The organism is Glutamicibacter nicotianae (assembly GCF_016907615.1).
GTDB classification, from domain to species: domain Bacteria; phylum Actinomycetota; class Actinomycetes; order Actinomycetales; family Micrococcaceae; genus Glutamicibacter; species Glutamicibacter nicotianae.
This window is the reverse complement of sequence record NZ_JAFBCH010000001.1, coordinates 2,569,235-2,594,410: the sequence shown is the minus strand read 5'-3', so window position 1 is coordinate 2,594,410 and position 25,176 is coordinate 2,569,235. Positions and strand designations below refer to the sequence as shown.

General features: G+C 61.6%; 21 protein-coding genes. 15 read left to right on the top strand and 6 right to left on the bottom strand.

Annotated features, from left to right (window positions below):
- The first annotated feature begins 178 nt into the window (after window positions 1-178).
- Entirely contained in the window at window positions 179-2,332 is a 2,154-nt protein-coding gene (locus JOE62_RS12350; protein WP_338085825.1) for an acyltransferase family protein, read from the top strand.
- Window positions 2,333-2,453: 121 nt separating this feature from the next.
- Window positions 2,454-3,959, top strand: a complete 1,506-nt coding sequence (gene guaB, locus JOE62_RS12345) for an IMP dehydrogenase (protein WP_038990687.1) — start codon at window positions 2,454-2,456, stop codon at window positions 3,957-3,959.
- 268 nt (window positions 3,960-4,227) lie between these two features.
- On the opposite strand, the gene JOE62_RS12340 is transcribed toward guaB, so the two are convergent.
- Window positions 4,228-4,782, bottom strand: a complete 555-nt coding sequence (locus JOE62_RS12340) for a hypothetical protein (protein ID WP_204722590.1) — start codon at window positions 4,780-4,782, stop codon at window positions 4,228-4,230.
- Between the two features lie 232 nt (window positions 4,783-5,014).
- Here JOE62_RS12340 and JOE62_RS12335 point away from each other — a divergent pair, with 232 nt between their 5' ends.
- The 7 genes from JOE62_RS12335 (at window position 5,015) to JOE62_RS12305 (ending at window position 15,826) form a co-directional block, all read left to right on the top strand.
- Complete coding sequence (locus JOE62_RS12335; RefSeq protein ID WP_204722589.1) at window positions 5,015-6,331, top strand: BtrH N-terminal domain-containing protein; 1,317 nt, start codon at window positions 5,015-5,017, stop codon at window positions 6,329-6,331.
- 174 nt (window positions 6,332-6,505) lie between these two features.
- Entirely contained in the window at window positions 6,506-7,657 is a 1,152-nt protein-coding gene (locus JOE62_RS12330; protein WP_066140656.1) for a GuaB3 family IMP dehydrogenase-related protein, read from the top strand.
- Between the two features lie 174 nt (window positions 7,658-7,831).
- Window positions 7,832-8,641, top strand: coding sequence for an SURF1 family cytochrome oxidase biogenesis protein (locus JOE62_RS12325; protein WP_204722588.1), 810 nt, complete (start codon window positions 7,832-7,834; stop codon window positions 8,639-8,641).
- A gap of 50 nt (window positions 8,642-8,691) precedes the next feature.
- On the top strand, window positions 8,692-9,156 hold the full coding sequence (locus JOE62_RS12320) for a DUF3817 domain-containing protein (protein WP_038990681.1): 465 nt from the start codon (window positions 8,692-8,694) through the stop codon (window positions 9,154-9,156).
- Window positions 9,157-9,300: 144 nt separating this feature from the next.
- Window positions 9,301-10,887 (top strand): glutamine-hydrolyzing GMP synthase, encoded by a 1,587-nt coding sequence (gene guaA, locus JOE62_RS12315; RefSeq protein ID WP_038990680.1) that lies wholly within the window; start codon window positions 9,301-9,303, stop codon window positions 10,885-10,887.
- Window positions 10,888-11,279: 392 nt separating this feature from the next.
- A complete protein-coding gene (locus tag JOE62_RS12310) occupies window positions 11,280-15,512 on the top strand; it encodes a DUF4011 domain-containing protein (protein ID WP_239543361.1) in 4,233 nt (1,410 codons plus the stop codon).
- Complete coding sequence (locus tag JOE62_RS12305; protein ID WP_204722586.1) at window positions 15,509-15,826, top strand: hypothetical protein; 318 nt, start codon at window positions 15,509-15,511, stop codon at window positions 15,824-15,826. Before JOE62_RS12310 ends, JOE62_RS12305 begins: the two co-directional genes overlap by 4 nt.
- Before the next feature lie 4 nt (window positions 15,827-15,830).
- On the opposite strand, the gene cpaB is transcribed toward JOE62_RS12305, so the two are convergent.
- Window positions 15,831-16,541, bottom strand: coding sequence for a Flp pilus assembly protein CpaB (cpaB, locus tag JOE62_RS12300; RefSeq protein WP_204722585.1), 711 nt, complete (start codon window positions 16,539-16,541; stop codon window positions 15,831-15,833).
- A gap of 61 nt (window positions 16,542-16,602) precedes the next feature.
- The gene (locus tag JOE62_RS12295; RefSeq protein WP_204722584.1) at window positions 16,603-17,217 is read right to left on the bottom strand and encodes a 5-formyltetrahydrofolate cyclo-ligase; all 615 of its coding nucleotides are present in this window, start codon (window positions 17,215-17,217) and stop codon (window positions 16,603-16,605) included.
- An 85-nt stretch (window positions 17,218-17,302) separates the two neighbouring features.
- On the opposite strand from JOE62_RS12295, the gene JOE62_RS12290 reads away from it, so the two are divergent.
- The gene (locus JOE62_RS12290; protein WP_141356608.1) at window positions 17,303-17,923 is read left to right on the top strand and encodes a GNAT family N-acetyltransferase; all 621 of its coding nucleotides are present in this window, start codon (window positions 17,303-17,305) and stop codon (window positions 17,921-17,923) included.
- A 180-nt stretch (window positions 17,924-18,103) separates the two neighbouring features.
- Window positions 18,104-18,937: a hypothetical protein gene (locus JOE62_RS12285; protein ID WP_204722583.1), complete on the top strand. Its 834-nt coding sequence runs from the start codon at window positions 18,104-18,106 to the stop codon at window positions 18,935-18,937.
- A gap of 72 nt (window positions 18,938-19,009) precedes the next feature.
- Here JOE62_RS12285 and JOE62_RS12280 read toward each other — a convergent pair whose 3' ends face one another.
- On the bottom strand, window positions 19,010-19,516 hold the full coding sequence (locus JOE62_RS12280) for an Lrp/AsnC family transcriptional regulator (RefSeq protein WP_038990673.1): 507 nt from the start codon (window positions 19,514-19,516) through the stop codon (window positions 19,010-19,012).
- A 112-nt stretch (window positions 19,517-19,628) separates the two neighbouring features.
- Between JOE62_RS12280 and JOE62_RS12275 the strand changes: the two genes are divergently transcribed.
- The 4 genes from JOE62_RS12275 to JOE62_RS12260 all read left to right on the top strand — a co-directional run bounded on the left by JOE62_RS12275 (window position 19,629) and on the right by JOE62_RS12260 (window position 23,503).
- Window positions 19,629-20,099: an NUDIX hydrolase gene (locus tag JOE62_RS12275; RefSeq protein ID WP_038990672.1), complete on the top strand. Its 471-nt coding sequence runs from the start codon at window positions 19,629-19,631 to the stop codon at window positions 20,097-20,099.
- A gap of 40 nt (window positions 20,100-20,139) precedes the next feature.
- A complete protein-coding gene (locus JOE62_RS12270) occupies window positions 20,140-21,045 on the top strand; it encodes a glycine betaine ABC transporter substrate-binding protein (RefSeq protein ID WP_204722582.1) in 906 nt (301 codons plus the stop codon).
- Window positions 21,046-21,137: 92 nt separating this feature from the next.
- Window positions 21,138-22,358: a pyridoxal phosphate-dependent aminotransferase gene (locus JOE62_RS12265; protein ID WP_204722581.1), complete on the top strand. Its 1,221-nt coding sequence runs from the start codon at window positions 21,138-21,140 to the stop codon at window positions 22,356-22,358.
- Window positions 22,359-22,639: 281 nt separating this feature from the next.
- On the top strand, window positions 22,640-23,503 hold the full coding sequence (locus JOE62_RS12260; protein ID WP_204722580.1) for a PPK2 family polyphosphate kinase: 864 nt from the start codon (window positions 22,640-22,642) through the stop codon (window positions 23,501-23,503).
- Between the two features lie 20 nt (window positions 23,504-23,523).
- On the opposite strand, the gene JOE62_RS12255 is transcribed toward JOE62_RS12260, so the two are convergent.
- Together JOE62_RS12255 and xseA are read right to left on the bottom strand one after the other, a co-directional pair.
- The gene (locus JOE62_RS12255; RefSeq protein ID WP_204722579.1) at window positions 23,524-23,754 is read right to left on the bottom strand and encodes an exodeoxyribonuclease VII small subunit; all 231 of its coding nucleotides are present in this window, start codon (window positions 23,752-23,754) and stop codon (window positions 23,524-23,526) included.
- 28 nt (window positions 23,755-23,782) lie between these two features.
- On the bottom strand, window positions 23,783-25,045 hold the full coding sequence (gene xseA / locus JOE62_RS12250) for an exodeoxyribonuclease VII large subunit (protein WP_204722578.1): 1,263 nt from the start codon (window positions 25,043-25,045) through the stop codon (window positions 23,783-23,785).
- Window positions 25,046-25,176: the final 131 nt, after the last annotated feature.

Genomic DNA, 25,176 nt, shown 5'->3' with positions numbered 1-25,176 from the left:
ATGCGTGGTTTTGAGCATGAACCGCCGGAATTCCGGTGACATTTTCCAAGGAACCGCAACTAAACCATCACAAGTCAGCAGTATGGGAGCTTTCAGCGTTAGTGGCAGAACACGTGCGGAAAGCGCTAGACGGGGAAGAACGCATGGTGCGGATTGATAAGATGGTTCGTTGTCTGACGTGATTCGAGAAGAAAGCGCCGAGGACAATTACCTGTCCCCGACGAAAGCGCAGCCAGTGAGCCATACCTTGGATCAGTCTCGGACAAGCACCCAGCGTGCCGGTTTCCGAGTTGATTTGCAGGGACTTCGCGCCCTCGCAGTCCTGCTGGTGATGTGCTATCACATCTGGTTCTCCCGGGTCTCTGGCGGTGTGGACATCTTCTTGATGCTCTCCGCCTTCTTCCTCACTTCTTCCACTGCCCGGCGCATTGCCCGCGGGCAGCGCCCACCTCTGCTCGATGGCTGGCTGCATCGATTCTCGCGCCTGATCCCGCAAGCGGCGGTAGTCATCATTGGCGTGGTCATCGCTGCGTGGATCATCCTGCCTAGTACGCGCTGGCTGGAGCTGATCGACCAGTCCAATGCCGCGCTGTTCTATTGGCAGAACTGGTACCTCTCGGATCACCAGGTGGACTACTACGCCTTCAACACCGCTGCCGCCTCGCCGCTGCAGCATTTCTGGTCCTTGTCGGTCCAGGGCCAGATCTTCATCATCTGGCCGCTGGTGCTCGCCGGCAGCGCACTGGTCTGGAAGAAGTTCTTCTCCCGCCGCAGCTTCGCGCTGGTAGCCGGCAGCGCCTTCGGTGCCATCTTCGTAGGCTCGCTGGCATATTCCATCCACATCACCGCCACCAACCAGCAGGTCGCGTATTTCCACACTGGCGCGCGACTGTGGGAATTCGCGCTCGGCTCGCTGCTGGCTTTGGCCTTGCCATGGCTGTCCACCCTGCCGGAGAAGATCCGCCGCATTGGCGGCTGGGCAGGACTGGTCACCGTGATCGGTAGCGGTGCCGTGCTGGATGTGCAGGGACAGTTCCCGGGCTTCATGGCGCTGGTTCCCACCGTCGCCGCCGCGCTGGTGATTGCCGCCCCGGCTCCGCGCAGCTGGGCCAACCCATCCGGCCTGCTTTCCCTGCCCCCGTTGGTCAAGCTGGGCGACCTGTCCTACGGCATGTACCTGTGGCACTGGCCCATGCTGGTCTTCTACCTTGAGGTCTCCGGCAATGAGAAGGCCTCCTTCCTGGCTGGTGCCATCCTCATCGCGGCATCCATCGGCGCCTCGTGGTGCACCACCAAGTTCATTGAGAAGCCGGCCGTCGCCTGGCAGGCCAGCCCAAGCTTCTCGCGCTTGATACCGCAGGCCGGCTTCAAGCTGATCGCCCAGTTCGCGGTTGTTGCATTGGGAATTGGCGTAGCCAGCCTCCCTGTACTGGCATGGGAGAACAATGTCGAGCACCGCCGTGCCCTGGCTGCGGCGCAGACCGATACCGACAACCCCGGTGCCAACGCGACCGAGGACTGGGATCCATCGCCTGCTGCCTTGACCTTGCCGCTGGCCACCGAACTGGATGGCGAGTGGCAGACCCCGGGCATCGCCTGCGAAGGGCCCAACGCCCCCGAGGATAAGCGGATCCACTTCTGCGAGCAGGGCGGCGACTTTGACGGGGGAGCACCGGACCTGGTGCTGCTCGGCGATTCCCACATGCAGCACTGGTCTGCGGCGGCATCGGCAATGATCGAGGAAGCCGGCGGAAGCTGGATCCTGGTCTACGAGCCAGGATGCCGCTACGGTTCCGATGCGGATCGCGTGGATGAAACCTGCTCCGACTTCCAGGATGCCGCGCAGGACTATGTCGCGGATTTGGCGCCGCAAATGGTGCTGACCACCGCCAGCAAAACCGTTGCTGCCCCGGATGCCATGCTGCGCAGCCCGGGAGAGCAGGAAACTCTGGTGGACAACTACGCCGAGATGATCCAGCCGCTGCTGGATGCGGGAAGCCGAGTTATCGCGATGCGCGATACCCCGCGCTATACCTACTCCATTCCCGAATGCGTGGATTCCAATAAGGGCGAATTGGACAACTGCGATGGCTCGGCCGGCTACGCCTTGAATAGCGTGAACCCTGTAGAGCAGTTCTTAGATTCGAAGGATTACGGGAACCAGGTCGTTTCCCTCGACATGACGGGGTTGCTCTGCCCCGACGGGGTCTGCAAAGCTGTCATCGGAAATGTCCTGACGTATCTGGACGATTCGCACCTGTCCAAGACCTTCGTGCTCAGCGCCAAGCGCCAGTTCGCCACCTCCTTCAAGGAAGCAACAAACTGGGAATAAGTCACCATGGATACGGCGTGAAGCATGAGCTTGAACACAGTGCACCACGAAGGAATAACTGGAACGCCAAAAGAGCTCTACCATTTAACCAACCTCCGCTGTCGCCCCGAAAGGTTTCCACGTGACTGAGTTCAACCCCTTTGCTTTTGAAGGACTCACCTACGACGACGTTCTGCTGTTGCCTGGTCCGACGGATGTGATTCCTTCGGAGGCGGACACCACCACTCGCTTCACCAAGCGCATCAACATCCAGGTGCCAATCAGCTCCGCCGCCATGGACACCGTGACCGAGGCTCCAATGGCCATTGCGCTGGCACGCCAGGGCGGCATCGGCGTGATCCACCGCAACCTGTCCATCGAGGACCAGGCTAAGCAGGTTGACCAGGTCAAGCGCAGCGAATCGGGCATGATCACCGACCCGGTCACCGTCCACCCGGGTGCCACCTTGGCCGACTGGGATGAGCTGTGCGCGCAGTACCGCGTCTCCGGCCTGCCGGTAGTCGACGAGAACCGCAAGCTGATGGGCATCATCACCAACCGCGACACCCGTTTTGTTCCACGCGAGCAGTACATGACCACCAAGGTCTACGAAGTCATGACCGGCATGCCGCTGATCACCGCCAAGGAAGGCGTATCGCGCGAGACCGTTATCGAGCTGCTGTCCAAGAACCGCATCGAGAAGCTGCCGCTGATCGATGACGAGGGCAAGCTGACCGGCCTGATCACCGTCAAGGACTTCGACAAGGCAGAGCAGTACCCGTTGGCCACCAAGGACGAGGACGGCCGCCTGCGCGTAGCCGCAGCCGTGGGCTTCTTCGGCGAAGGCTACGAGCGCGCCATGACCCTGATCGACGCCGGCGTTGACGCACTGGTTGTCGACACCGCCAATGGCCACTCGCAGGGCGTGCTCGACATGATCGCCCGTCTGAAGAAGGACCCAGCCGCTGCGCACGTGGATGTCATCGGCGGCCAGGCAGCAACCTACGACGGTGCCAAGGCGCTGATCGATGCTGGTGCCGACGCGATCAAGGTCGGCGTTGGCCCAGGCTCCATCTGCACTACCCGCATTGTTGCCGGCGTGGGCGTCCCGCAGGTAACCGCGATCTACGAAGCAGCCAAGGCCGCGATTCCAGCTGGCGTGCCAGTGATCGCCGACGGCGGTCTGCAGCACTCGGGCGACATCGGCAAGGCACTGGTTGCCGGCGCCGACTCGGTCATGCTCGGCTCCCTGCTGGCAGGCACCGCAGAATCCCCGGGCGATCTGGTCTTCATGGGCGGCAAGCAGTTCAAGGCCTACCGTGGCATGGGTTCGCTGGGCGCCATGGAAACCCGCGGCAAGAACACCTCGTACTCCAAGGACCGCTACTTCCAGGCGGATGCCCCATCGAACGAGAAGCTGATTCCTGAAGGCATCGAAGGCCAGGTGCCATACCGCGGCCCGCTGTCCGCAGTCACCCACCAGCTGGTTGGCGGCCTGCGCCAGACCATGTTCTACGTTGGCGGCCGCACCGTTCCGGAGCTGAAGGCACGCGGCAAGTTCGTCCGCATCACTGCTGCAGGCCTGAAGGAATCCCACCCGCACGACATCATGATGACCGTTGAGGCTCCGAACTACCGTTCGCGCTAAACGCATCTGATACGGAAACCCCACCAAGCAAAGAGTTCTGCTTGGTGGGGTTTTTCGTTGCAACTTTCGCCGGGGTTCTCACGTCGACAGCCCAGCGTGACAGTGGCAGCTAGGAGGTCGGTTGCCCAATGCCAGGAGCAATACGGTTCGCAGCGGGGCACGAGCCGAGGTGCCCACCGGCGCAACGCCGCAGGCAATACGTTCAGAAACGAATCAGGCTAGGGATGATCGTGTTTCCTAGAGGTCTGGTGGCCGATGGGGTTCGTCTTCAGCTTTCGAATGGAGGCCAATCTTCACGAGTTGCCACGTATTCGAATTCTCCATCTTGTGTAACCACTGTGACAGAGCGAAGGTTCTTGTCCTGTTCTCCGACACGAAGCATCGTGTTGCTGCCTACATAGGCCAAATCGGACCGGGCGTCGACTTCCCACTCATAGGGTTCAAGGGTAACCAGCAATTCACCGTATTCGGGCGCTTCAAAGGGAAGCATATGCCCATGTGGATCCGTTGGGTACCACTTCAGGAAATCCGCCGGTTCATCGATGTCCATGACAACGTCCTCCCAGCCCTCATTGATTTCGTCCATCCATTGCTGCATCTTTTCATCGGCCCAGTCCTGCAGCTCTTTGTCCGAATAGTCCTCGGGGGCTTTCGAAGCCGACGGTTCTGCAAGTGCTGGCAGTTCGGATGTTTCCTGTTGCCAAGGAGCAGGCTCGACTGCAGTTGTGGAGGCCCGGACCTGCTCAAATCCGGTAGAAGTGCAAGATGCCAAAGCCAGAGCTGCGATGGCAAGCAGAGGCAAACAGGTCAGCGATTTGCGCACGGTTATCTTTCTGAAGACGAGGGGAGTGATGCTAGACGTCAGTCTAAGGGAACACAGGGACAAAGACGCCTCATCGCGATCTAGTGGACTCATGCGTGGGACTGACTTGTCCAGAAGCACAGTGCACAAGGCATCCAGTACCAGCGACCCCACGTAGAATGAAAGCTCGGCAATACCTCTCGGTGCGCGGGAACCACCCGCAAGTGAGCGAACGTCAACGAAGGACATCAATTTGGGCCAGCCAGCCAATCTGAAGAAGCAAACTCGCCAGCGAATGGAGCGCACGGGGGAGAGCTACACGACCGCGCGCAAGAACATCCTGGCCGGCAAGCCTGAAAGCCCGCGGGCAGCCCGCGCCGCGGCCGCACGCGACTACGCCAAGGAAGCACGCGAGAAGGCCAAGGCGCAAGCCAAGAAGGACAAGGAAGCTCCGGCAGCTTCGCCAGCTGACGAGTTGCCTGAATACCCGGCCCCAGAAGATGTCATCCAATACGATGCCGCGCTGTGGCACCGCGTGCTGGTTCAAGCAGGCGTCACCAACATGCGCACCGGCCAACCGCTGAGCCAGGCGCTGCTCGCCGGTCTTGCTGGCGGCATTGGCTTCATGGCCTTCACCCACGAAGGCGGCGAAGAAACCGCAGTAACCCTGGTGACCCGGCACAACCCGGAGCCGTACACCCAGAACCTGCTGGCCCGCTGCGGTGCCACGGTCACCGAACGCACCACCGGCTCAGCTGAACGCGCCGCCGAATACATGGACGCCGCCCTGGACGCAGGCCGCGCCGTCGTGGTTCGCGTGGCAATCAGCGCGCTGCCATGGATCGACGGCACCACGGTGGATGAAGCCGAGACCCTGGACCTCGCCGTGGTTGGCGAGCACAAGAAAGACCTGCTGGTCGATGACGGATCCGGTGCCCTGAACCTGATCAGCCCCAAGGAGTTGGCCATCGCCCGTGCGATGCGCAAGAAGGAAAAGCACTGGCAGGCGTGGATCCCGTCCTCGCGCTCGCCGAAGACCGAAACCCTGGCCGCCAACGCTGTGGAGGCTATCGAGGAAACCACCGCTCGCTTGCTGGGCACCAGCGAGCTGTCCGGGGTCCCGGTGCACTTCGCCAAGAATTTCGGCATTACCGGAATGCGCACCTTGGCCACGCGACTGCGCGATTCCGAGTCCAAGACCGGCTGGTCCCAGATCTTCGCAAGCCAGCAAGCGCTGGCCAATGGCCTGGACCAGCTGGCCGGGTTCTTCTCTGATACGCGCTTCAGCGGTGAAGGCGCATTGCGCGGGCTATACTCCGACTTCCTTGCCGAAGCAGCCGAACTTCCGGGTCTCTCGGCGCTGGCAGCGCACGTGGATGCGTATCAGCAGTTGTCTGCGCAGTGGGACGAATTCGCTGATCTGATCGATCCAGAGATCGAATTCTCACAGCGCGCAGAGCACTTCGCGTTACTGGCAGACGCGATAGAGCGGATTGCCGAAGCCGAGGAGCAGGCCGCGACCGCCTTGGCCGCAACAGCAAAGCAGCTGGCAGCCAAGACGGCGAAGTAAATCTGGCTCAACATTCGCCCCGGCATCCGGTGATATTGCTCACCGGTTGCCGGGGCATTGTTGTCCCGGTGCGCATCCAGCCGCCGGATGCCTCGAAGCTGCCGACGCCGCATCATCTATGGCCAGCGCACTGCCAAAAGCGGGATTATCCCGGAATCTTGGTAACCTAGTTAGGTGAGTAACGAGATTGAGATCGGCCGCGGCAAGCGGGCAACTAAGGCATATTCCCTGGACGACGTAGCGATCGTACCGAATCGCCGTACCCGTGATCCGAAGGACGTATCGGTGTCCTGGCAGATCGACGCCTTCCAGTTCGACACCCCTATCCTGGGCGCGCCAATGGATTCGGTGACCTCCCCGGCGACCGCCATTGCACTGGGCAAGCTCGGCGGCCTGGGCGTGCTGAACCTCGAGGGCCTGTGGACCCGCTACGAGAATCCGGAAGCAGTGCTGGCTGAAATCGCCGGCCTGGAATCCGAGGCGGCTACCCGCAACGACCCCAAGATCACCGCCAAGCTGCAGGAACTGTATGCGGCTCCAATCCAGCCAGAGCTGATCACCTCGCGCATCTCCGAGATCCGCGACTCGGGTGTTGTTGTTGCCGGCTCGCTGACTCCGCAGCGCACCCAAGAGCACTACAAAACCGTGGTCGCCGCTGGCGTTGACATCTTTGTCATCCGCGGCACGACAGTCTCGGCCGAGCACGTCTCGAAGACCACCGAACCGCTGAACCTCAAGCAGTTCATCTATGAACTCGACGTCCCAGTGATCGTCGGCGGCGCAGCTGGCTACACCCCGGCCATGCACCTGATGCGCACCGGCGCAGCAGGCGTGCTGGTCGGCTTCGGTGGCGGCGCATCCTCGACCACCCGCCGCACCCTGGGCATCCATGCCCCGATGGCTACAGCAATTGCCGACGTGGCAGCTGCACGCCGCGACTACATTGAAGAGTCCGGCGGACGCTACGTCCATGTCATCGCCGACGGCGGCATGGGCAACTCCGGGGACATCGTCAAGGCCATTGCCATGGGCGCCGACGCAGTGATGCTTGGTACCGCGCTGGCCCGCGCCGATGAAGCGCCAGGCGCTGGCTACCACTGGGGCATGGAAGCTGTTCACGAGGCCAGCCCACGCGGCGACCGCGCCAAGGTCGGTACCGTCGGCTCGCTGGAGAAGGTACTGCACGGCCCATCGCATGAGACCAACGGCACCTCGAACCTGGTTGGCGCGCTGCGCCGCTCGATGGCCACCACCGGCTACTCAACGCTGAAGGAATTCCAGCGCGTCGATGTCGTGCTTTCCCCTTACGAATCGGATCGCTTCTAGCGGATCTCGATCTGGCCCCGTCCTTCTGCTGAAGGGCGGGGCCAGTGCCGTTTGCACGCTGGGTCTCAACGGATGGATAAGCAAGTTGGTTCCACCAGCGGAAAATAAGGCAACAGGGCTAATCTCACGCCCTTGCATTTCGAGTTCTACGCCAAATAGAAGTACCGTTAGAGTGTGCTTAAAACCGCTCTGAAGCCCAAATGGATCGCCGCCCTGCTTGCCGCGCTAGCGATCGCCACCGGATTCGTCCTGCTCTCCGGATGGCAGTTTGGCGCCTCCGAAACCGAGCCGCCGGTCAAGATCGACAAGACCGAGAAGCCGGTTGCGCTGATCGAGCATCAGGAAGTCGGCAAGGAACTGCTGGGCATCAAGGCAGACCAGATCATCACCATGGAGGGCGAATTCGTCGCCGGCACCGATCAGCTGATTTCGCCGCGGCTCAATGGGGAACAGCGCGGTGTCTGGGTGGTCACCGAGTTCAAGGTCGAGGGCGCGGACAAGGACGCCGGCATCGCCGTGGTGCGCGGCTGGCAGCCTGAAGCAACCAAGCCTGCACCGGCACCGGAGGGCGAACTGGAAATTACCGGCCGCCTGCTGCCAAGCGAAGGCCCGGAATTCCGCGTGGACCTGCGCAGCCCGACGCTGCCTACGGTCGCCTCGGCGCAGCTGGCGAACATCTGGGATTCGATCCTCTATGAAGGATTCGTCTCGGCCCACGAAATCACCACGGCCAAGGGCGAGGCCGCAACGCAGGCGGGCCTGGAGCTCGTCTATGTCGGCCCGCAGCCCCAAGAAGGCCAGATCAACTGGCTGAACGTCTTCTACGGCCTGGAATGGGTCCTCTTCGCAGGCTTCGCCATCTTCCTCTGGTACCGCATGGTGCGCGATGACTACCAGCGAGACCTTGACGAGATTGCTGAGCGCGCCGCCGAAGCACATCACAAGGGCGGCAATGCCACCCAGGCTGACAACAGCAACGAATAGCATTTCACGCACACCGCACTTCTTACCGAAATCGGAAGGAACCACCAACGATGTCCAGCACCACCCCGGCACCGAAGCCCCGGAAATTCGGCGGCACACCTAAGCAGATCCGCGCAGCCGCGAACTTCTACAAGGTCTTCGCCTACGTCACCGGCGTGATGCTGCTGCTGCTCGTGCTGGAAATGATTTTCAAGTACTTCTGGTCCTTGGAACTGTTCGTGGGCGGCACCCTGGTGGATGGCACCGCCAACGCCATCGGCATGTACAACCGCGCCGAGGTAGCTGGGGGACTGAACCTCTCGCTGGGCATCCTGATTGCGCACGGCTGGCTCTACGTGGTGTACCTGTTTGCAGACTTCCGCCTGTGGTCGCTAATGCGCTGGCCGTTCATGCGCTTCATTACGATTGCGCTGGGCGGCGTGGTTCCATTCCTGTCCTTCTGGACCGAAGCCAAGGTGCACGCTGAAGTTGATCGCGAGCTGGCGGCCCATCCGAAGGCGGCCAAGCGCTACTGACACAGCAGCGCATTGCATTGCAAGGGCGGATCGGTTCATCCCAGATGAATCGATCCGCCCTTGCTTTTGCCAAAAATGCACTTGGTGACGCTGATGACATCACCTTGGCTGTTTCGCGCGCAGTGAACCGCGTAGACTGTAACGGTGACTACTGCTCCCCTCAACCCAGAACATAAGCCGGTTCTGGTCGTCGACTACGGGGCCCAATACGCGCAGCTGATTGCTCGCCGCGTACGCGAGGCCCGTGTGTACTCGGAGATCGTTCCGCACACCCTGTCCACCGAAGCCATCCTGGCCAAGAACCCTGCTGCGATCATCCTTTCCGGTGGTCCTTCCAGCGTCTATGCCGATGGCGCCCCTTCCGTAGGGGCCGACCTGTTCGAGGCCGGCGTACCGGTCCTGGGCATCTGCTACGGCTTCCAGGCCATGGCCAACGCCCTGGGCGGCACCGTGGCCGAGACCGGCCTGCGCGAGTACGGCCGCACCGCAACCACCTTCGAGGGCGAAGCCCGCTCCATCCTGGCAGGCGCCGCACAGGCCCCTACCGTCTGGATGAGCCACGGCGACGCCGTCTCCCAGGCGCCGGAAGGCTTCGAGGTCCTGGCCACCACCGCTGGTGCTCCAGTGGCGGCGTTCGCCAACGAAGCCAAGCGCCTGTACGGCGTGCAGTGGCACCCGGAGGTGAAGCACTGCGAGTACGGCCAGGACGTCCTGGAGAACTTCCTGTACAACGGTGCCGGCCTGAAGGGCGACTGGACTGCCGACAACATCGCTGACGAGCAGATCGAGCGCATCCGCGCCCAGGTCGGCACCGGCAAGGCCATCTGCGGCCTGTCCGGCGGCGTGGACTCCGCTGTGGCAGCTGCCCTGGTGCAGCGCGCCATCGGCGACCAGCTCACCTGCGTGTTCGTGAACCACGGCCTGCTGCGCGAAGGCGAAGCCGAGCAGGTTGAGAAGGACTTCGTCGCTTCCACCGGCGCCAAGCTGTACATTGCCGACGAGCGCGAGCGCTTCCTGACCGCTCTGGACGGTGTCACCGACCCGGAGACCAAGCGCAAGATCATCGGCCGCGAATTCATTCGCGCGTTCGAAGCAGCCGAAGCTGCGATCATCGCCGAGGCCGCTTCCGAGGGCGAGCCGGTGAAGTTCCTGGTCCAGGGCACCCTGTACCCGGACATCGTCGAGTCTGGCGGCGGCGAAGGCACCTCCAACATCAAGAGCCACCACAACGTGGGCGGCCTGCCAGAGGATCTGCAGTTCGAACTCGTCGAGCCGCTGCGCACCCTGTTCAAGGACGAAGTGCGCGCCGTGGGCCGCGAGCTGGGCTTGCCTGAGGAAATCGTTGGCCGCCAGCCGTTCCCCGGCCCGGGCCTGGGCATCCGCATCATCGGTGCGGTCAACGAGGAGCGCCTGACCATCCTGCGCAAGGCCGACGCGATTGCCCGCGCCGAGCTGACCGCCGCAGGCTTGGACGACGAGGTCTGGCAGATGCCGGTAGTGCTGCTCGCCGACGTGCGCTCGGTAGGCGTGCAGGGCGATCACCGCACCTACGGCCACCCGATCGTGCTGCGTCCGGTATCCTCCGAGGACGCCATGACTGCCGACTGGTCGCACCTGCCATACGATCTGCTCTCGAAGATCTCCAACCGCATCACCAATGAGGTCGATGGGGTGAACCGCGTGGTGCTGGACGTCACCTCCAAGCCACCAGGAACCATCGAGTGGGAGTAATCCCGTAGCCTGGAATTCCCCTGCCTGCTGCCGCGCTTGCGGCAACAGGCAGGGGATTTTTTGTGTTCTGGCGCGCGGGACCCTCTTGAGGGCCAAGGCAGCGTCGCGAAGCGGACGTCGCAGGTGGAAGGTGGCCGCAAGCGCATCATGGCCCATGGGCAGGGGATCGTGCACGAGAGCGCGGGCCACACGCCACGGCTTCATGAAATCGCGCATCCAATATCCGCAGTTTGCTTAGCGAGGCCCATAAGCGAACACCGCGAGCATGAGCTTGCGCATCCCGCGGTTAAAACGTGTTTCGCGCACCGGTTCTGCACGGTCGGTGCACTACGTTAGAAAGAGGCGTATCTGCATCTGTGTTGCGCCCGAATGTGGTCGGTTCAGTGAAGGGAATGACTGTCGTGACTAGTGGACAGAATGCTGCCGCCGAGCGTGTAGCTGCCTGGGTCAAATCGCTGGGGCAGAGTGCCGGGGCGGATACGACCTTGCGGTTTGCTCCGTCGACCTCCAATAGCATCGACATAACCCATGCCAATCCATCGGGCTTGGCCCAGTTCCTTGCCGGACGGCGCACCCGCCTGTCCACCCTGCTGCATGATGCGGACCAGTACGCCACCGCGCGCCGCACCGCCCGTGCGCTGTCGGCCAAGATCAGCGAACTGTGGGAAGAACGCGGCATCGACGTCGGCTACCTGGCCGCCGGTGTCGCCAACTGGCGTGCCGTCCATGATGGCAAGAGCGAGCCGGTTTCCGCCCCCATCATGCTCGGACGCATCACGCTGACCAAGCACGTGGATGCCGACGACTACGACCTGCAGCTCGTAGGGCGCGCAACCGTGTCCCCGGCCTTCGTGCGCCAGTTCGAAGCCGACCACAACGCCAAGGTCGGCGTCGACGCCGTTGACGCCGCCGCCTATTCCATCGCCCGCTTTGATCCGGTCCGGGGCATGGATGCCCTGCGCCACCAGATGGCCGAGGTCCCCGGCGTAGTCGTGGGCCACCGCCTGCTGCTCTCCACCTTCTCCGAACTGATGGACCCGGCAGACCCGGCCAAGCTCAACGGCTCCCACCCGGTCATCGACGCCCTGATTCGTTATGACACCGTGGAAAAGCAGGCAGGGAACAGCCAAAGCAGCAAGACCTCGGAGGCGCTGGCCAACCTGGTTGCTTCAAAGCCGGGCGCCGCCAAGCCCGAGGGTTCGAAGGCCGAAGCATCGAAGCCCGAGGACGCCACCGAGGATCCTGCTGCAAAGAAGCAGGATGAGCAGGCTGCCGCGCAGGCTGCCGAGGCCAAGGGCAATGAAGGCTCCGGTTCGAGGCTGAGCCGCGTGAAGAACATCCTCAAGGAAAGCGCGCGCTCGCGGAAGCAGGGCGCAGTTTCCGAGGAATCGTCGGCCCGCAAGGTCCATACCGGCACCACTACCATTGCGAAGTCTTCTGATGACCGTGATCCGGAAGACGAGCTGTTCCTGCTGGACGCCGATGAATCCCAGTCCAAGATGCTCGACTACATCGCCGCCGGCGAATCGGTGGCCATCAATGCCGCCGCCGGCACCGGTGCCACCCAGACCGCCTTGAACGCCGCAGCGTTGCTGGCAGCCCAGGGCAAGCGTGTGCTGGTCGTTGCCGAACAGCGTTCAGCTGCCGAAGAGTTCGTGACTCGTTTCAACGAGCAGCTGGATGCCGGCAGCATGCTGCTGGAACCGAACGAGGATCCAGAAGCGCTGCGCGCCATGCTGACCAAGGCGATCCTGCGCAATGAACGCGCCGCCGAGCCGCAGCTGGGCTCCATGTTCACGCGCCTGCGCGAATCCCGCCATGCGCTGCACGAGCATGTGAAGTCGCTGCACTCGGTCCGCAGCCGCTGGGGCTGCTCGCCATACCAGGCGATGCAGGAGCTGGCACGCCTCTCCGCACTGGAACCAGCGCCATCCACCACCGTGCGCCTGAAACGTTCGGTGCTCGATTCCATGGGCCAGCGCGGACATGTCGCCGCGCAGCTCAAGCGCGCCGCCCAGCTCGGCGCCTTCTCCAAGGTGCATACCACCAGCCCTTGGCACGGTGCACCGCTGCGCAACACCGAAGCCACCGAGAAGGCCCTGAACCTGGCCAGTGGCCTGGGCCGCGACCTGCCAATCCTGCATGATCACATGCTGCAGATTGCCGAGCGTTCGCAGATCAGGCTGGAAGAAAGCTACGACAAGTGGGGAGACCAGCTGCAGCTGCTGGTCGCCGTCCGCGGCTCGCTGGACAAATTCGAAGCCGATATCTTCGAGGGCGATATCGACGATTTGATCGCCGCCACGGCAACCAGCGCATGGCGCCGTGAACACGGTGTCGAGATGGGTTCGATTGTCCGTTCCCGGCTGCGCAAGATCGCCAAGGAATACGTCCGTCCAGGCATGCACGTCGCCGACCTGCAGTCCGCGCTGCAAGCCGTATCGGTCCAGCGTGATGCGTGGCGTGCCATCGCCACGAGCCAGCGCAACCCCCAGGTCCCGGGGGGACTGCTGGATGTCGAGGCCGGCTACCATGACGCCGGTGCCCGCATCGACAAGCTGGCCGAAATGCTGCCATCCTCCCTGGGTTCGCGCCTGCGCGAAATGCCCATCAAGGAATTGCTCTCGGTGATCGCCTCGCTGGTTGAACGCCGCGAGGACCTGGGAGAGCTGCCCGAACGCACGCTGATCTCCGAGCAGCTGGCCGAAGCCGGTCTCGGCGACTTGCTCGATGACTTCGCCGAACGCGAGATCGATGCCGACCAGGTAGACAGCGAATTGGAACTTGCCTGGTGGCAGTCAGTGCTGGACGCCATGATCTCAGGCGATGACTTCCTTGCCATGAACGACGGATCCAAGCTGGAGAAGATCGAAGCGGACTACCGGCTGGCTGACGGTGCGCATATCGCCGCCGGACCGCAGCGCATCCGCTGGTCGCTGGCTCGGAACTGGAAGGCTGCGCTGGCTGACCACCGTGCCGGCTCGCGCGCGCTGCGCGAGATGCTCAAGGGCGGAACCCCGAGCATTGCAGGGCTGCTGGATCTTGGTGCGCCGCTGGCCAATTCGCTGACTCCTGTCATCGTTTCGGCACCGCTGCTGCTGGGCAGCGCCCTGCCGGAGGACACGAAGTTCGATGCCGTCATCCTGCTTGAAGCCAACTACCTGACCCTGCGGGAAGTCCTGGATGCGATCCGCCGCTCCGAGCAGGTCATTGCCATCGGCGATGAAATGCTCGGTGGCCCGAAGCGCTTTGAAGTCTCCGTGGACCCCACCGCCCGTGTTCGCGAGCAGGGCGTGGACCGTTCCGCGCTGGAAGCGTTGAACAAGGTGCTGGTCACCGGTTCGCTGTCCACCGTGTACCGCGGAATCGACGAAGGCCTGGTGGAACAGCTGTCCACCACCTACTACGACGCTGCGCTCTCGCGCTTGCCGATGGCGGTGAACCTCACCGGCAACTCGTCGCTGCTGCGCGGCGAATATGTCCCGGATGCCACCGGATCGCTGTCCAGCAGCGAAGACGGCGTGCAGACCACCGCCGCTGAAGTGGCGCGGGTAGTGGATCTGGTCTTCGAGCATTTCAAGAACCACGGCGGAGAATCGCTGGCGGTCATTGCCTCGAACCGCAGCCACGCCTCGGCCATCGCCGAAGCGATCCGTGTCCAGCTGCCAAACCACAAGTACGCGATGGAGCACCTGCGCTCCAAGCGCGAACCGTTCGTGGTGACCACCATGGACCGGCTGATCGGCTTGCGCCGGGATTCGGTGATCTTCGCCTGGGGCTACGGACGTACCCCGCACGGCAAGACGCTGCACGAATTCGGCGCCTTGTCCCGCGAGGGCGGCGAGCAGCTGTTCGTCGCCGCGATGACCCGATCGCGCACCCGCATGACCCTGGTTTCCAGCCTGCTGCCGGAGGATGTCGACCTGAACCGCGTCTACCGCGGAGCCCGCCAGTTCTTCGAGCTGTTCGGACGCGTACAGGCCGGGGATTCCGGAGTCAGCTCGATGCGCAACCCGCGCTTCGACCCGTTGGTCTCGGATCTTGCCCGACGCTTGCGCGAAAGCGGTGCGATAGTTTCCGAGGATTACCGTGGTGTGCTGGATTTGTCGGCACATGCCTACGACTCGGCGCACACCGGCATCCGCCCGTTGGCCGTGGTCTACGACGGCACCGAGCACTATGCAGGCCTGACCGTGCGTGAGCGCAGCCGCCTGCGCCCGGAATTCTTCGAAAAGCACGGTTGGCGTTATGTTCCGCTGTGGACCATCGATGTCTTCACGGACCCAGGTGCAGTCGCCGATCGCCTGGCCCATGCCCTGGGCCTGAAAAAGACGACGGCTGCTGAACAGCCATCGGCCCGCAGCGGCATGGCCGCCGCTCGACCAGTCTCGGCCCGTGAAGTCACCACCGAGCCGGAGGCGCCGAAGGAAAAATCGAAACTGCTGAAGTCCACCAAGACGCGCCAGGAACCCACGGCAGAGAGCAAGCAGGAAGCGCCGGCTGCCGGCAGCGCGGCCAAGGCTGGAACCGAGTCGCCTGCCAAGGACGATGCAGGCAAGCCGGTGACCCCAGCACCTGTGCCAGCCACCAGCAAGATCGATGAATCGGAACCAAAGAAGCCATGACTTCTGAGCAAGGACCAACGCGCGGCCGCCGCAAGCGGCCGCGCGTTGTGGCACCGCCGCAGCATTTGGCTGCACGTGTCGAACTGACCGGCAGCTACACACCGGTGCCCCATTCAGAATCCGTCAACCGTGCGCTAGCGGGCCCGCAGAGTGCCGGTGCGCCCGAGAACACGATGGCGGCAGGAGCCAAGAAGCGCACCACCGATCCGCTGGCTGATTTGCTCGCCAAGGACCAGGACCCGCGAAATTGGGGCGACTCCAAGGAAGATCTTGCTGAAATGATGAAGCGCGAGAAACCGCCGCACTGGGGCTGAACGCCTAATTCACCAAGACGGCTGAAACCTTGCCGCGCGATACCGCCCCTGCCAGATCATCCGAGAGGCTGTTGGCCGCCGCAACCACGACAATCCCCTCGCCGGTCGGGTCAGCACTGCTGAGCATGCCGAATTCAGAACCAGTGGTATTATCCGGAACCCAGAGCACCGGCACCGCTTTGGCGATGGTTTGCGAGCTGATTTCCTTCTCAAAACCGTCGCCGGTGGTTAATACAATATCCACCAATTGCCCTGGATGCAGCAGCGTCACCGTGGCCGGGTCGCTCAGACGCAGCGGTACTGCGACGGTACCTTCTGGTGATCCGTGCAAAAGCTGCGGTCCCACCAGCGAATAGTCGCGCAGCACCGTTCCTGCACGCAGTGCCACGGCCGCGCGTTGCCCTGCTACGGCCTCAATGCCTTCAAAGACCTCGGCATCATGCGGGTCGAGCCGCACAGTTTGCATCTGCAGCTGGTTGGCGGATATCCGGGAACCGGCAGGAATGTCGCTGAGCGCCACTACGACCTCGCGTTGGGCCAATTGCCCGGAAGAAAATACATTGAGCATGCCTGCCAAGGCGAGCAACGCGCAGGCAATGGCCAATGGCTTTCGATAGCGGCGCAACAGCTCATTGCGATTACGGACCGGCCTGATTTTCGGCTTGGGAATCACCGGAGGACGGGGCGCGGCTTGGGTCCTGGAGAAGTAGCTCATATTCCCATGCAACCAGCCATCACTGGAACCCGTGGCCCGCCGCCCGCGAGCTGTGGGTAAATCAGATGATCTGATGCACCTGCTGTGGCGTGAACACCAAGTCCACCGGCTGGTCATGTTCGTCGATCCGGAAAGCACCGGGTGGAACATACTCATGCTCGTACACCACCGCAGCTACCCGTACCGGGGCGTCTTCGATCAACGGCAGGAAGCGATCGTAATAGCCACCGCCCTGGCCCAGGCGCAATCCGTCCTCGTCGATGGAAAGGGCTGGCATGATCAATGTATTGATCTCGTCGAAGAGTTCCGTGCCGATCCGTTCGCCCACAGGTTCCAACACCGGGGCCAAAGCGCTCGGCGCGAATTCCATGCCGGGGGTGTATTCGACCCATGACAGCGCATAATCCGGTTCGCACACCGGCAGATAGACGTCAATGCCCTCATTGACCAGTGCATCCAATAACGCCTCGGTTGGCGGTTCATCCGGACCGGAGCAGTAGGCCGCGACCTTCTGGACGACGCCGGTGCTTTGGCTCAGGTAGCCGATCACAGTGCGGGTCAGATCTTGGCCGAGCTGCTCGCGCTGGATCGGATCAAGCGCCCTGCGCCAACTGCGGACGGCGGCACGTGCGGCCTTCTTGTCGGATCCAGGATGCTGGTCAGCGGTGAGGTTCATGCCTACAGCTTACGCGTACGCAATGAATCGCTGCCCGCTGGTGCCGTTGGCGGCTGCGGGCATGACGAAGTAATACGATGTGCACATGTTCATCTCTCGTCGGGCAAAGCACCTGGTTCCGGATCTGGCCTCGGAACGGCTGCTGCTGCGCCAGCTGACCGCGCGGGATGAGGCCGAGTGGATCAATCTGCGCTATGCCAATGCCAAATGGCTCAAGCCGTGGGATCCCACGAGTCCCTTGGGCCCGCCGGAATCCATGACCTTTCGGGAGATGCTCAGGGCAAGGGACGAATCGGCAATTGACGGAAGCGGATACTCCTGGGCACTGGCCCTTCCCCAGCTGCACCGGGGGCGTCCGCCACTGATCGGGCAGGTTTCCGTGTCTTCCGTGCAATACGGGGCCGCACGCACAGCGTCCATCGGTTATTGGATTGACCGTAATCATGCCGGGTTCGGTCTGATGCCGGAAGCCTGCGCCTTGGTCATCGACCACTGCTTCGAGCAGTTGCAGCTGCACCGCATGGAAATCAATATCCGTCCGGAGAATGCCGCCAGCCTTCGCGTTGTGGACAAGCTCGGTTTCCGCGATGAGGGCCTGCGCAAGGGTTATCTGCACATCGACGGGCAGTGGCGGGATCACCGCACCTTCGCGTTGACCCGCGAAGAGCTGAAAACTCCGATGCTCGAACGCATCTACGAATACTGACCCGGATTCCGTGCTATTTCGATCAATCAAGCTCTGATATGAGCGAACCGGATCGAAAACATGCGGACACGCCTAGGGATGTGCGTGAGCGCGCACCCAAGGTTGCATAGTGTTGATTTGACGGAACCATATTTGGTTCCACAAGGATTTGACCGAATCAATCGGTGATGGAGGACCCACATGGCTGGCACGTCACAGAGCGCTCCGCAGGAAAGTGCTGCGACCAAACTCAAGATTCGTGTGCGCTATGGCCGGTTGTCCGTCGCACTCGTTGGTGCCTTGGCAGTCATCGCGACCGTTGTCGGTCTCATCCTGGCTCCGTTCACGGCTCTGACCTTTGGTGCCGTCGGCTTGTTCGCGCTGGTTGCCGTCGCTTCCTTCGCCACCCTGCGCGGCCTGGCTGTGCGCGACCGCAACCGCAAGCTGCTTGAGCACCTCGAAGCCACCCGGCAGAAGGCGCTGCAGACCCCGGCCTTCGACGATGCCGCCAATCAGGTCGTCTCGCGCAAGCATGAAAAGGACGAGGTCTTTGACGCCCGACCAGGTTCTTCCCGCCGTGCTCCAGCAATTACCGCTGAAGAGCTGCGTGCCGAAGCGCTGCGCGTGGCGCACGGCCACGGCGGCGTGAAGCAGCCAGAGACATGGGAGCCAACGCGTGTCCCAAAGCCTACCTATGTGGAAGCCACTGAGCGGATTGCCAAAACTGCGGAAAAAGCAGCTGAGCAGGGTGCACATCGTACCCACAAGCCTGCGCTTCCAGTCCAGCAGCAGTTGCGCCCGAGCAAGCAGATCAGCCTGAAGGCATCGGAGGACGCCAAGCGCCTGGCTGCCGAGGTATCAGCTGAAGAGCGCGCAGCAGTTCCATCGGTTGCTGCCAAGCGTTCCGAGAGCGCTCCGGCAGGCAAGGAAGCCGTTGCTCCGGTGGCTCCGGCGCCAGAAGCCGCGCCGGCAGTTTCCGCAGCTTCCAAGCCTCGGCTGAACCTCGATGCGGTCATGCAGCGCCGTCGCGCATAGGACATCCAAGCTCAACGACGTGTGGCCCGGACCCTTTTCCCAAGGTCCGGGCCACACGTCTATGAATTGCTGTCAGCTGATCATGTCGTCGAATGGCAGCGGTCCGCGATTGCCGCGGTGATGAGCGAAGACTAAGGTGGTTTCGGTATGGCCCACCGACTCATCGGTCGCCAGGTTATCAAGCACCCAATCCCGCAGCGCATCGGTGGAGCCAACCGCGATATGCAGCAGGTAGTCGGTGCCGCCGGATACATGGAACATGGAGAGGACCTCAGGCAGCTGCGGAATGCGTGCCACGAACGCATCGATTTTCTCGCGATCGTGCGCCCGCAGCTTGACCGAGATCAATGCCTGCACGGTACGGCCGACAGCTGCCAATGACACCTCGGCGTGGTAGCCGGTGAGGATGCCGCGTTCGACCAGGGAACGGGTACGCAGCAGCGCAGTGGATGGTGCGATGCCGGCACGCTGTGCGAGGGTCGCGTTGGAGATACGCGCATTCGCGACCAATTCGTCGATGATGATTCGATCGATTTCGTCCAGATCGACGTTTGATGAAAGCTCTGATTGCTGGGCCATAATAATATTTCATCATATTCGCAAGGCATCAGCGGGATCTTTGAGGTAAAAATCGGAGTATGCCGTCCGCGTACGAACAAATAATCGGTGAACAAACGGATATATTGGGGATATGACACGTCGTTCTGAGCACACCGGTGAATCCTTCGATACCAGGCTGGCAGCCTATTGCTTGGTGGAACACGAAGGAAAGGTACTGCTTACGCTCTGGGATATGCGTCATCGCGATCCGCGCTTCACGCCGCGCTGGTCCCTTCCAGGTGGCGGTATCGACTTGGGGGAGCCTATCGAGGAAGGCGCCCGCCGTGAGGTCTATGAAGAGACCGGCTACGCCGTAGACGCATTGGAGCTCCTGGATGTCACCACGGGAGTTATTCCCGGTTCGAAACGCTACTCGGGCGAAGGCCACGCCATGCAAACGGTGGCCGTCACCTATCGTGCTAGGCTGACCGGTGGCGAATTGCGCCATGAAGTCAACGGCTCGACCAGCCAGGCGGCCTGGTTCACGCGCGAGGAGATTGCCAAGCTGAACTGCATTGAACGCGTCGAGAGCATTTTGCGACTGACCGCACCCGGCAAGTAGCAACGGATCGCAGGTGACCTGCCCTAGAATCAATAGGGACATGAACTTGCGAAATTCCATCACCGTCGGCACGCTCAGCGCAGCACTGCTGCTCACCCTGTCTGCGTGCACTGAAGACGAAACCCTAACAACAGAGCCGAGCAAGGAGATCACCTTGCGGATTGCTGCCGGCACCCAGCCGGCTGACCAGGCCCTGGCTCATGTCTACGCCAACGCCCTGAAAGCCGAAGGCTATAAGGCATCGCTGAACGAGCCAGCGGCGAATCCCTACCAGCAGGTTGTTGATGGAAAAGCCGATCTGGCGTTGGACCAAGCGGCCAAAGCACTGTCCCTCGCTGCTGATCCGGCAGCTATCACCGGCGAAGACCAGCTGCTCAGTGCCGAGGAATCCCAAAGCCTGCGCAGTGCCATCAATGACGCTGAGGGTAAAGTGACTGCTTTGGAGCTCAGCCCTGCTGATGCCGGCAAGATCCTGGTCATGAGCCAGGCTCAGGCAACCCTGCACAAGGTCGATTCCGTAGAAACCCTGATTGCTGCCTGCGCTGATCTGACGATCATCAGCGATGAAGCCAGCTCCGAATCCTTGAAAACTGCATTGAAGGATGCGGGCTGCGAGAAGCCAAAAGTCGTAGAAGAACAGACCGCGAAATTGGCAGGCAAGCTGCGCACTTCGGTGGACAGCGCGGTGGTGCTGAGCGCCGGAAACGCAGTCATCTCGGATGAGGGCTTCTACACCATTCCCGGAAGCGCAAGCTTCTTCAACGCGGAGAATTACATGCTGCTGGCCGATGACGACGTGGATGACAAAGCTCGGGCGCAGTTGGACAGCATCACCGGTGAATTCTCGCAACAGTCGCTCGTTGACCTGAATCGGATGGTCAGCCAAGAAGACGGCCTGAGCCCGGAACAAGCGGCCGCCCGTTGGGAATGGATCATCGAAGAGTAGGCCCTAGCCAGCGCTCCCAAGATTTCGGCCGCTGACCATAGCGGTCGGGTAATAAGGTGTGTGGATCGCACCTGACGTGAGAAAGTGTAATCATGGCAGAATTCAAGCAATCAACGAAACTGCACAATGTCCTCTACGATATCCGTGGCCCGCTGTTGGAGCATGCCACGCGCATGGAGTCCGAAGGACACCGCATCCTGAAGCTGAACATCGGCAATCCCGCGCCGTTCGGCTTCGAGGCGCCTGATGCGGTGCTCGTTGACATGATTCGCAACCTGCCTAATGCCCAGGGCTACTCGGATTCCCGGGGTATTCTCTCGGCACGCACCGCCGTCTCCCAGTACTACCAGACCCGTGGCATCCAGACCATTGGCGTGGATGACGTTTACCTGGGCAATGGCGTGTCCGAGCTGATCACCCTCTCGCTGAACGCGCTGCTGAACAACGGCGACGAGATCCTGATTCCAGCCCCCGACTACCCGCTGTGGACCGCATCGGTTTCGCTGGCTGGTGGCACCCCGGTGCACTACCTGAATACCGAAGAAGAAGGGTGGCTTCCAGATCTTGAAGATATGGAAGCGAAGATCACCGATCGCACCAAGGGCATCGTGATCATCAACCCGAATAACCCCACCGGTGCGGTGTACCCGAAGGAAACCCTGGAGGGCATCCTCGAACTGGCGCGCAAGCATGGGTTGATCGTGTTCTCTGACGAGATCTACGAAAAGATCCTCTACGACGATGCAGCGCACATCAATACCGCTTCGTTGGCAGATGACGTGCTGATCCTGACCTTCTCCGGCCTGTCCAAGGCCTACCGCGTGTGCGGCTTCCGTGCGGGCTGGATGGCGATCTCCGGGCCCAAGCACCAAGCCGGGGATTACATCGAAGGCATCAATCTGCTGACCAACATGCGACTGTGCGCCAACGTGCCGGCGCAGCACGCAATCCAAACCGCCTTGGGCGGCTACCAGTCGATCAACGACTTGATCCTGCCTGGCGGACGCCTGCTCGAACAGCGCGACGCGGCCTACAACTTGCTGACCGCCATTCCCGGCGTGAGCGTGCAAAAGGCCAAGGGCGCGCTGTACATGTTCCCGAAGCTCGACCCCGAGGTCTACCCGATCCACAATGACGAGACCTTCGCGTTGGAACTGCTCAAGGCCCAGAAGATCCTGATTTCCCAGGGCACCGCCTTCAATTGGGTCCGTCCAGACCATTTCCGTCTGGTCACCTTGCCCAATGTGCGGGATTTGACCGACGCGGTAGGACGCATCGGACAGTTCCTGGCGGACTGGCGCGCCCGCGCCTAAGCCACACGCTGCTTTGCCGGCCCGGAATCAATAGGTTAATTCCGGGCCGGTTTTGTGTTGAAAGACCAGTAATATTCCAGCGGTGTTGGAGTGCTACTAGGCCGAGATCCACCTAGACAGCTCCATAACGATCCGTGGTTCTGAAGACGCGAATTCCTTAGGGAACAACAAGTACGATTCTTCCTGCGCAGCAGTGCGAGCCCTCTTCTCAGGGGTTAGTTGGGACAGTAGGCTGACAACTACGTAGAGCATGACCTTGAACAACGCTTGAGGAGTTTTTGATGAGCGCTTATCCTGCCAGCCTGATCCAAGCGCTGCGTGCTGAGCCAGGGCTGAAACTCTCTGAACGGGCAACCAAGAACCCTGCCTGGTGGCCCAAGGATGCGCCCGGCGATAAGAACGCGGCCGAGAAGCGCCTGGAAGAATTGGCGCCGTTGCTTTCAGATCTGCAAGAACGGCTTTTCGCCGCATCAGTTTCCGGAGGCCAAGCCCCGGCGGTCCTGCTGATATTGCAGGGAATGGATACCGCCGGAAAGGGCGGCATTGTCCGCCACGTGCTGGGCATGCTGGATCCGCAGGGCGTGGAGCACCATGCTTTCAAAGCTCCGACTAAAGAAGAAGCCGCCCATGATTTCCTCTGGCGCATCACCAAGGAATTGCCGGCCGGGGGACTGGTGGGTGTCTTTGACCGTTCGCACTACGAAGATGTGCTGGTCGCCAAGGTCAAGGGCTTCGCGTCTCCAGAGGTCATTGAATCCAGATACGGGAAGATTGTCGACTTTGAAAAACAGCTGATTGAGCAGAACATCCACCCCATCAAAGTGATGCTGCATATCAGCCGCGAAGAGCAGTACGAACGCCTCTCAGAGCGGTTGGAACGTGCCGACAAGCACTGGAAATACTCTCCCGGGGATGTGGATGACCGTCTGTTGTGGGACGGCTACCAGTCAGCCTATGAGACCGCGATCAACCGTACCGACAACCAGAGCGCACCGTGGAATATCGTTCCGGCGGATCAGAAATGGAAGGCGCGGTTGTGCGTTGCCGAATTGCTGTTGGCCACCCTAGAACGCATCGCTCCCCAGTGGCCCGAGGCAGCCTTTGATGTAGTGAAAGAGAAAGCGCGGCTGGAGGCTGCGAAATAGCTCGCAGCCAAGTGCAATGGCTACTGGTCTGAGGCCTCGTTGTGATTGGCGCGGGCCTGCTCCAGGCGCTGGGAGACTCCGTTGAGCCAGTTCTCGCAGTGCGCTGCCAGCGCTTCGCCGCGTTCCCATAGGGCCAGCGAGGCTTCCAAGGCCACGCCGCCGGTTTCCAGCTGGTTCACTACGGTCAGCAGTTCTTCACGAGCCTGTTCGTAGGAAAGCTTGGCAATATCTTCAGGGATCTGTGCAGTCATGATTACTCCAGGTCAGTGATCGGCGTGCTTAGTTGGCGGTCTCGCCGGCGGGAATTGATTCAAGGGTCTGTGCAACCAGCTGGCCGGAGGCCACACGGATGAACAGCTTGCTCTCAGCTGGAGCTTGGGCGGCTTCACGCACAATGCTTCCGTCTTCAAGCTGGGTCACCGAGTATCCGCGGTCCAAGGTTTGCTGCGGGGACAGTGCGCGCATCTGATTCTTCAGATGACTGATTTCGTCACTGGCGCGCGTCACCCGGTGACGCAGCAAATCGGTGGAACGCTGCTTCCAGCGTTCCAGATCTTCGGCACGGCTGGTGACCATCACCTGCGGATTGGACAGCACCGGGCGCTCGCGTACCGAGGCGAGCAGCTGGGCCTCGCGCTGGAGCAAATTGTTGATGGAGCGGTCCAACCGGTTCCGCGCCATCTCCAGTCCAGCGAATTCCTCATTCAGATCTGGGACGATTCGCTTGGCTGCGTCGGTCGGTGTTGAAGCACGCAGATCAGCTACGTCATCCAAGATGGGGCGGTCCGCCTCGTGGCCAATGGCCGAGACCACCGGGGTCGAGGCGGCAAAGACCGCGCGGACCAGATCTTCATTGGAAAACGGCAGCAGATCCTCTAGGGCACCACCACCACGCGCGATCACAATGACATCGATTTCCGGATCCGCATCCAGCTTTTGCAGTGCGGCGATCACTTGATTAGCAGCATCCATGCCCTGTACTGCTGTATTGATGACTTTGAATTGCACCGATGGCCAGCGCAGCGTCGCGTTGCGCAGCACGTCCTTTTCGGCATCCGAATCACGTCCGGTGATCAGGCCGATGCGGTGGGGCAGGATCGGCAACGGGCGCTTGTGCTCGGGGGAGAAGAGACCTTCTGCCCCCAGCACCTGGCGCAGGCGTTCGAGGCGTACCAGAAGCTCGCCTAGGCCAACTGGGCGCAGGTCACTTGCATTCAAGGACAATCTGCCGGTCTTGGCGTAGAAACTCGGCTTGACCTGGGCCACCACCCGCGAGCCGACCTGCGGGGTAGAATCCAGCTTTCGCATGGACGAGGCCCAGATGGTGACCGAGAAAGAGAAATCCGCATCCACATCGCGCAGGGTGAGATAGGCATGCCCATTACGCACATTGGCTTCGAGCAGCTGGCCTTCGACCCAAACCACGGGTGAGTTCTCAATGTGGATTTTCAGCTTCTCGGAAAGCAAACGCAACGGCCAAGGATTATCCGCGGTGGTCTGCCCGGCGGTCGCCGGCAAACTGGCAGGGGAGTTCGAATCCATTCGCCGCTCCTTAGAAGCTGGTTGATACGCGACGTTGTGCATCTCGCGCACTTGTGACGCTACACCAACAAACGGACAGAATCAGGTATTTTTCTTCGCTTCAGCTCCAAGGAAACCTACTCAGAGGTAGA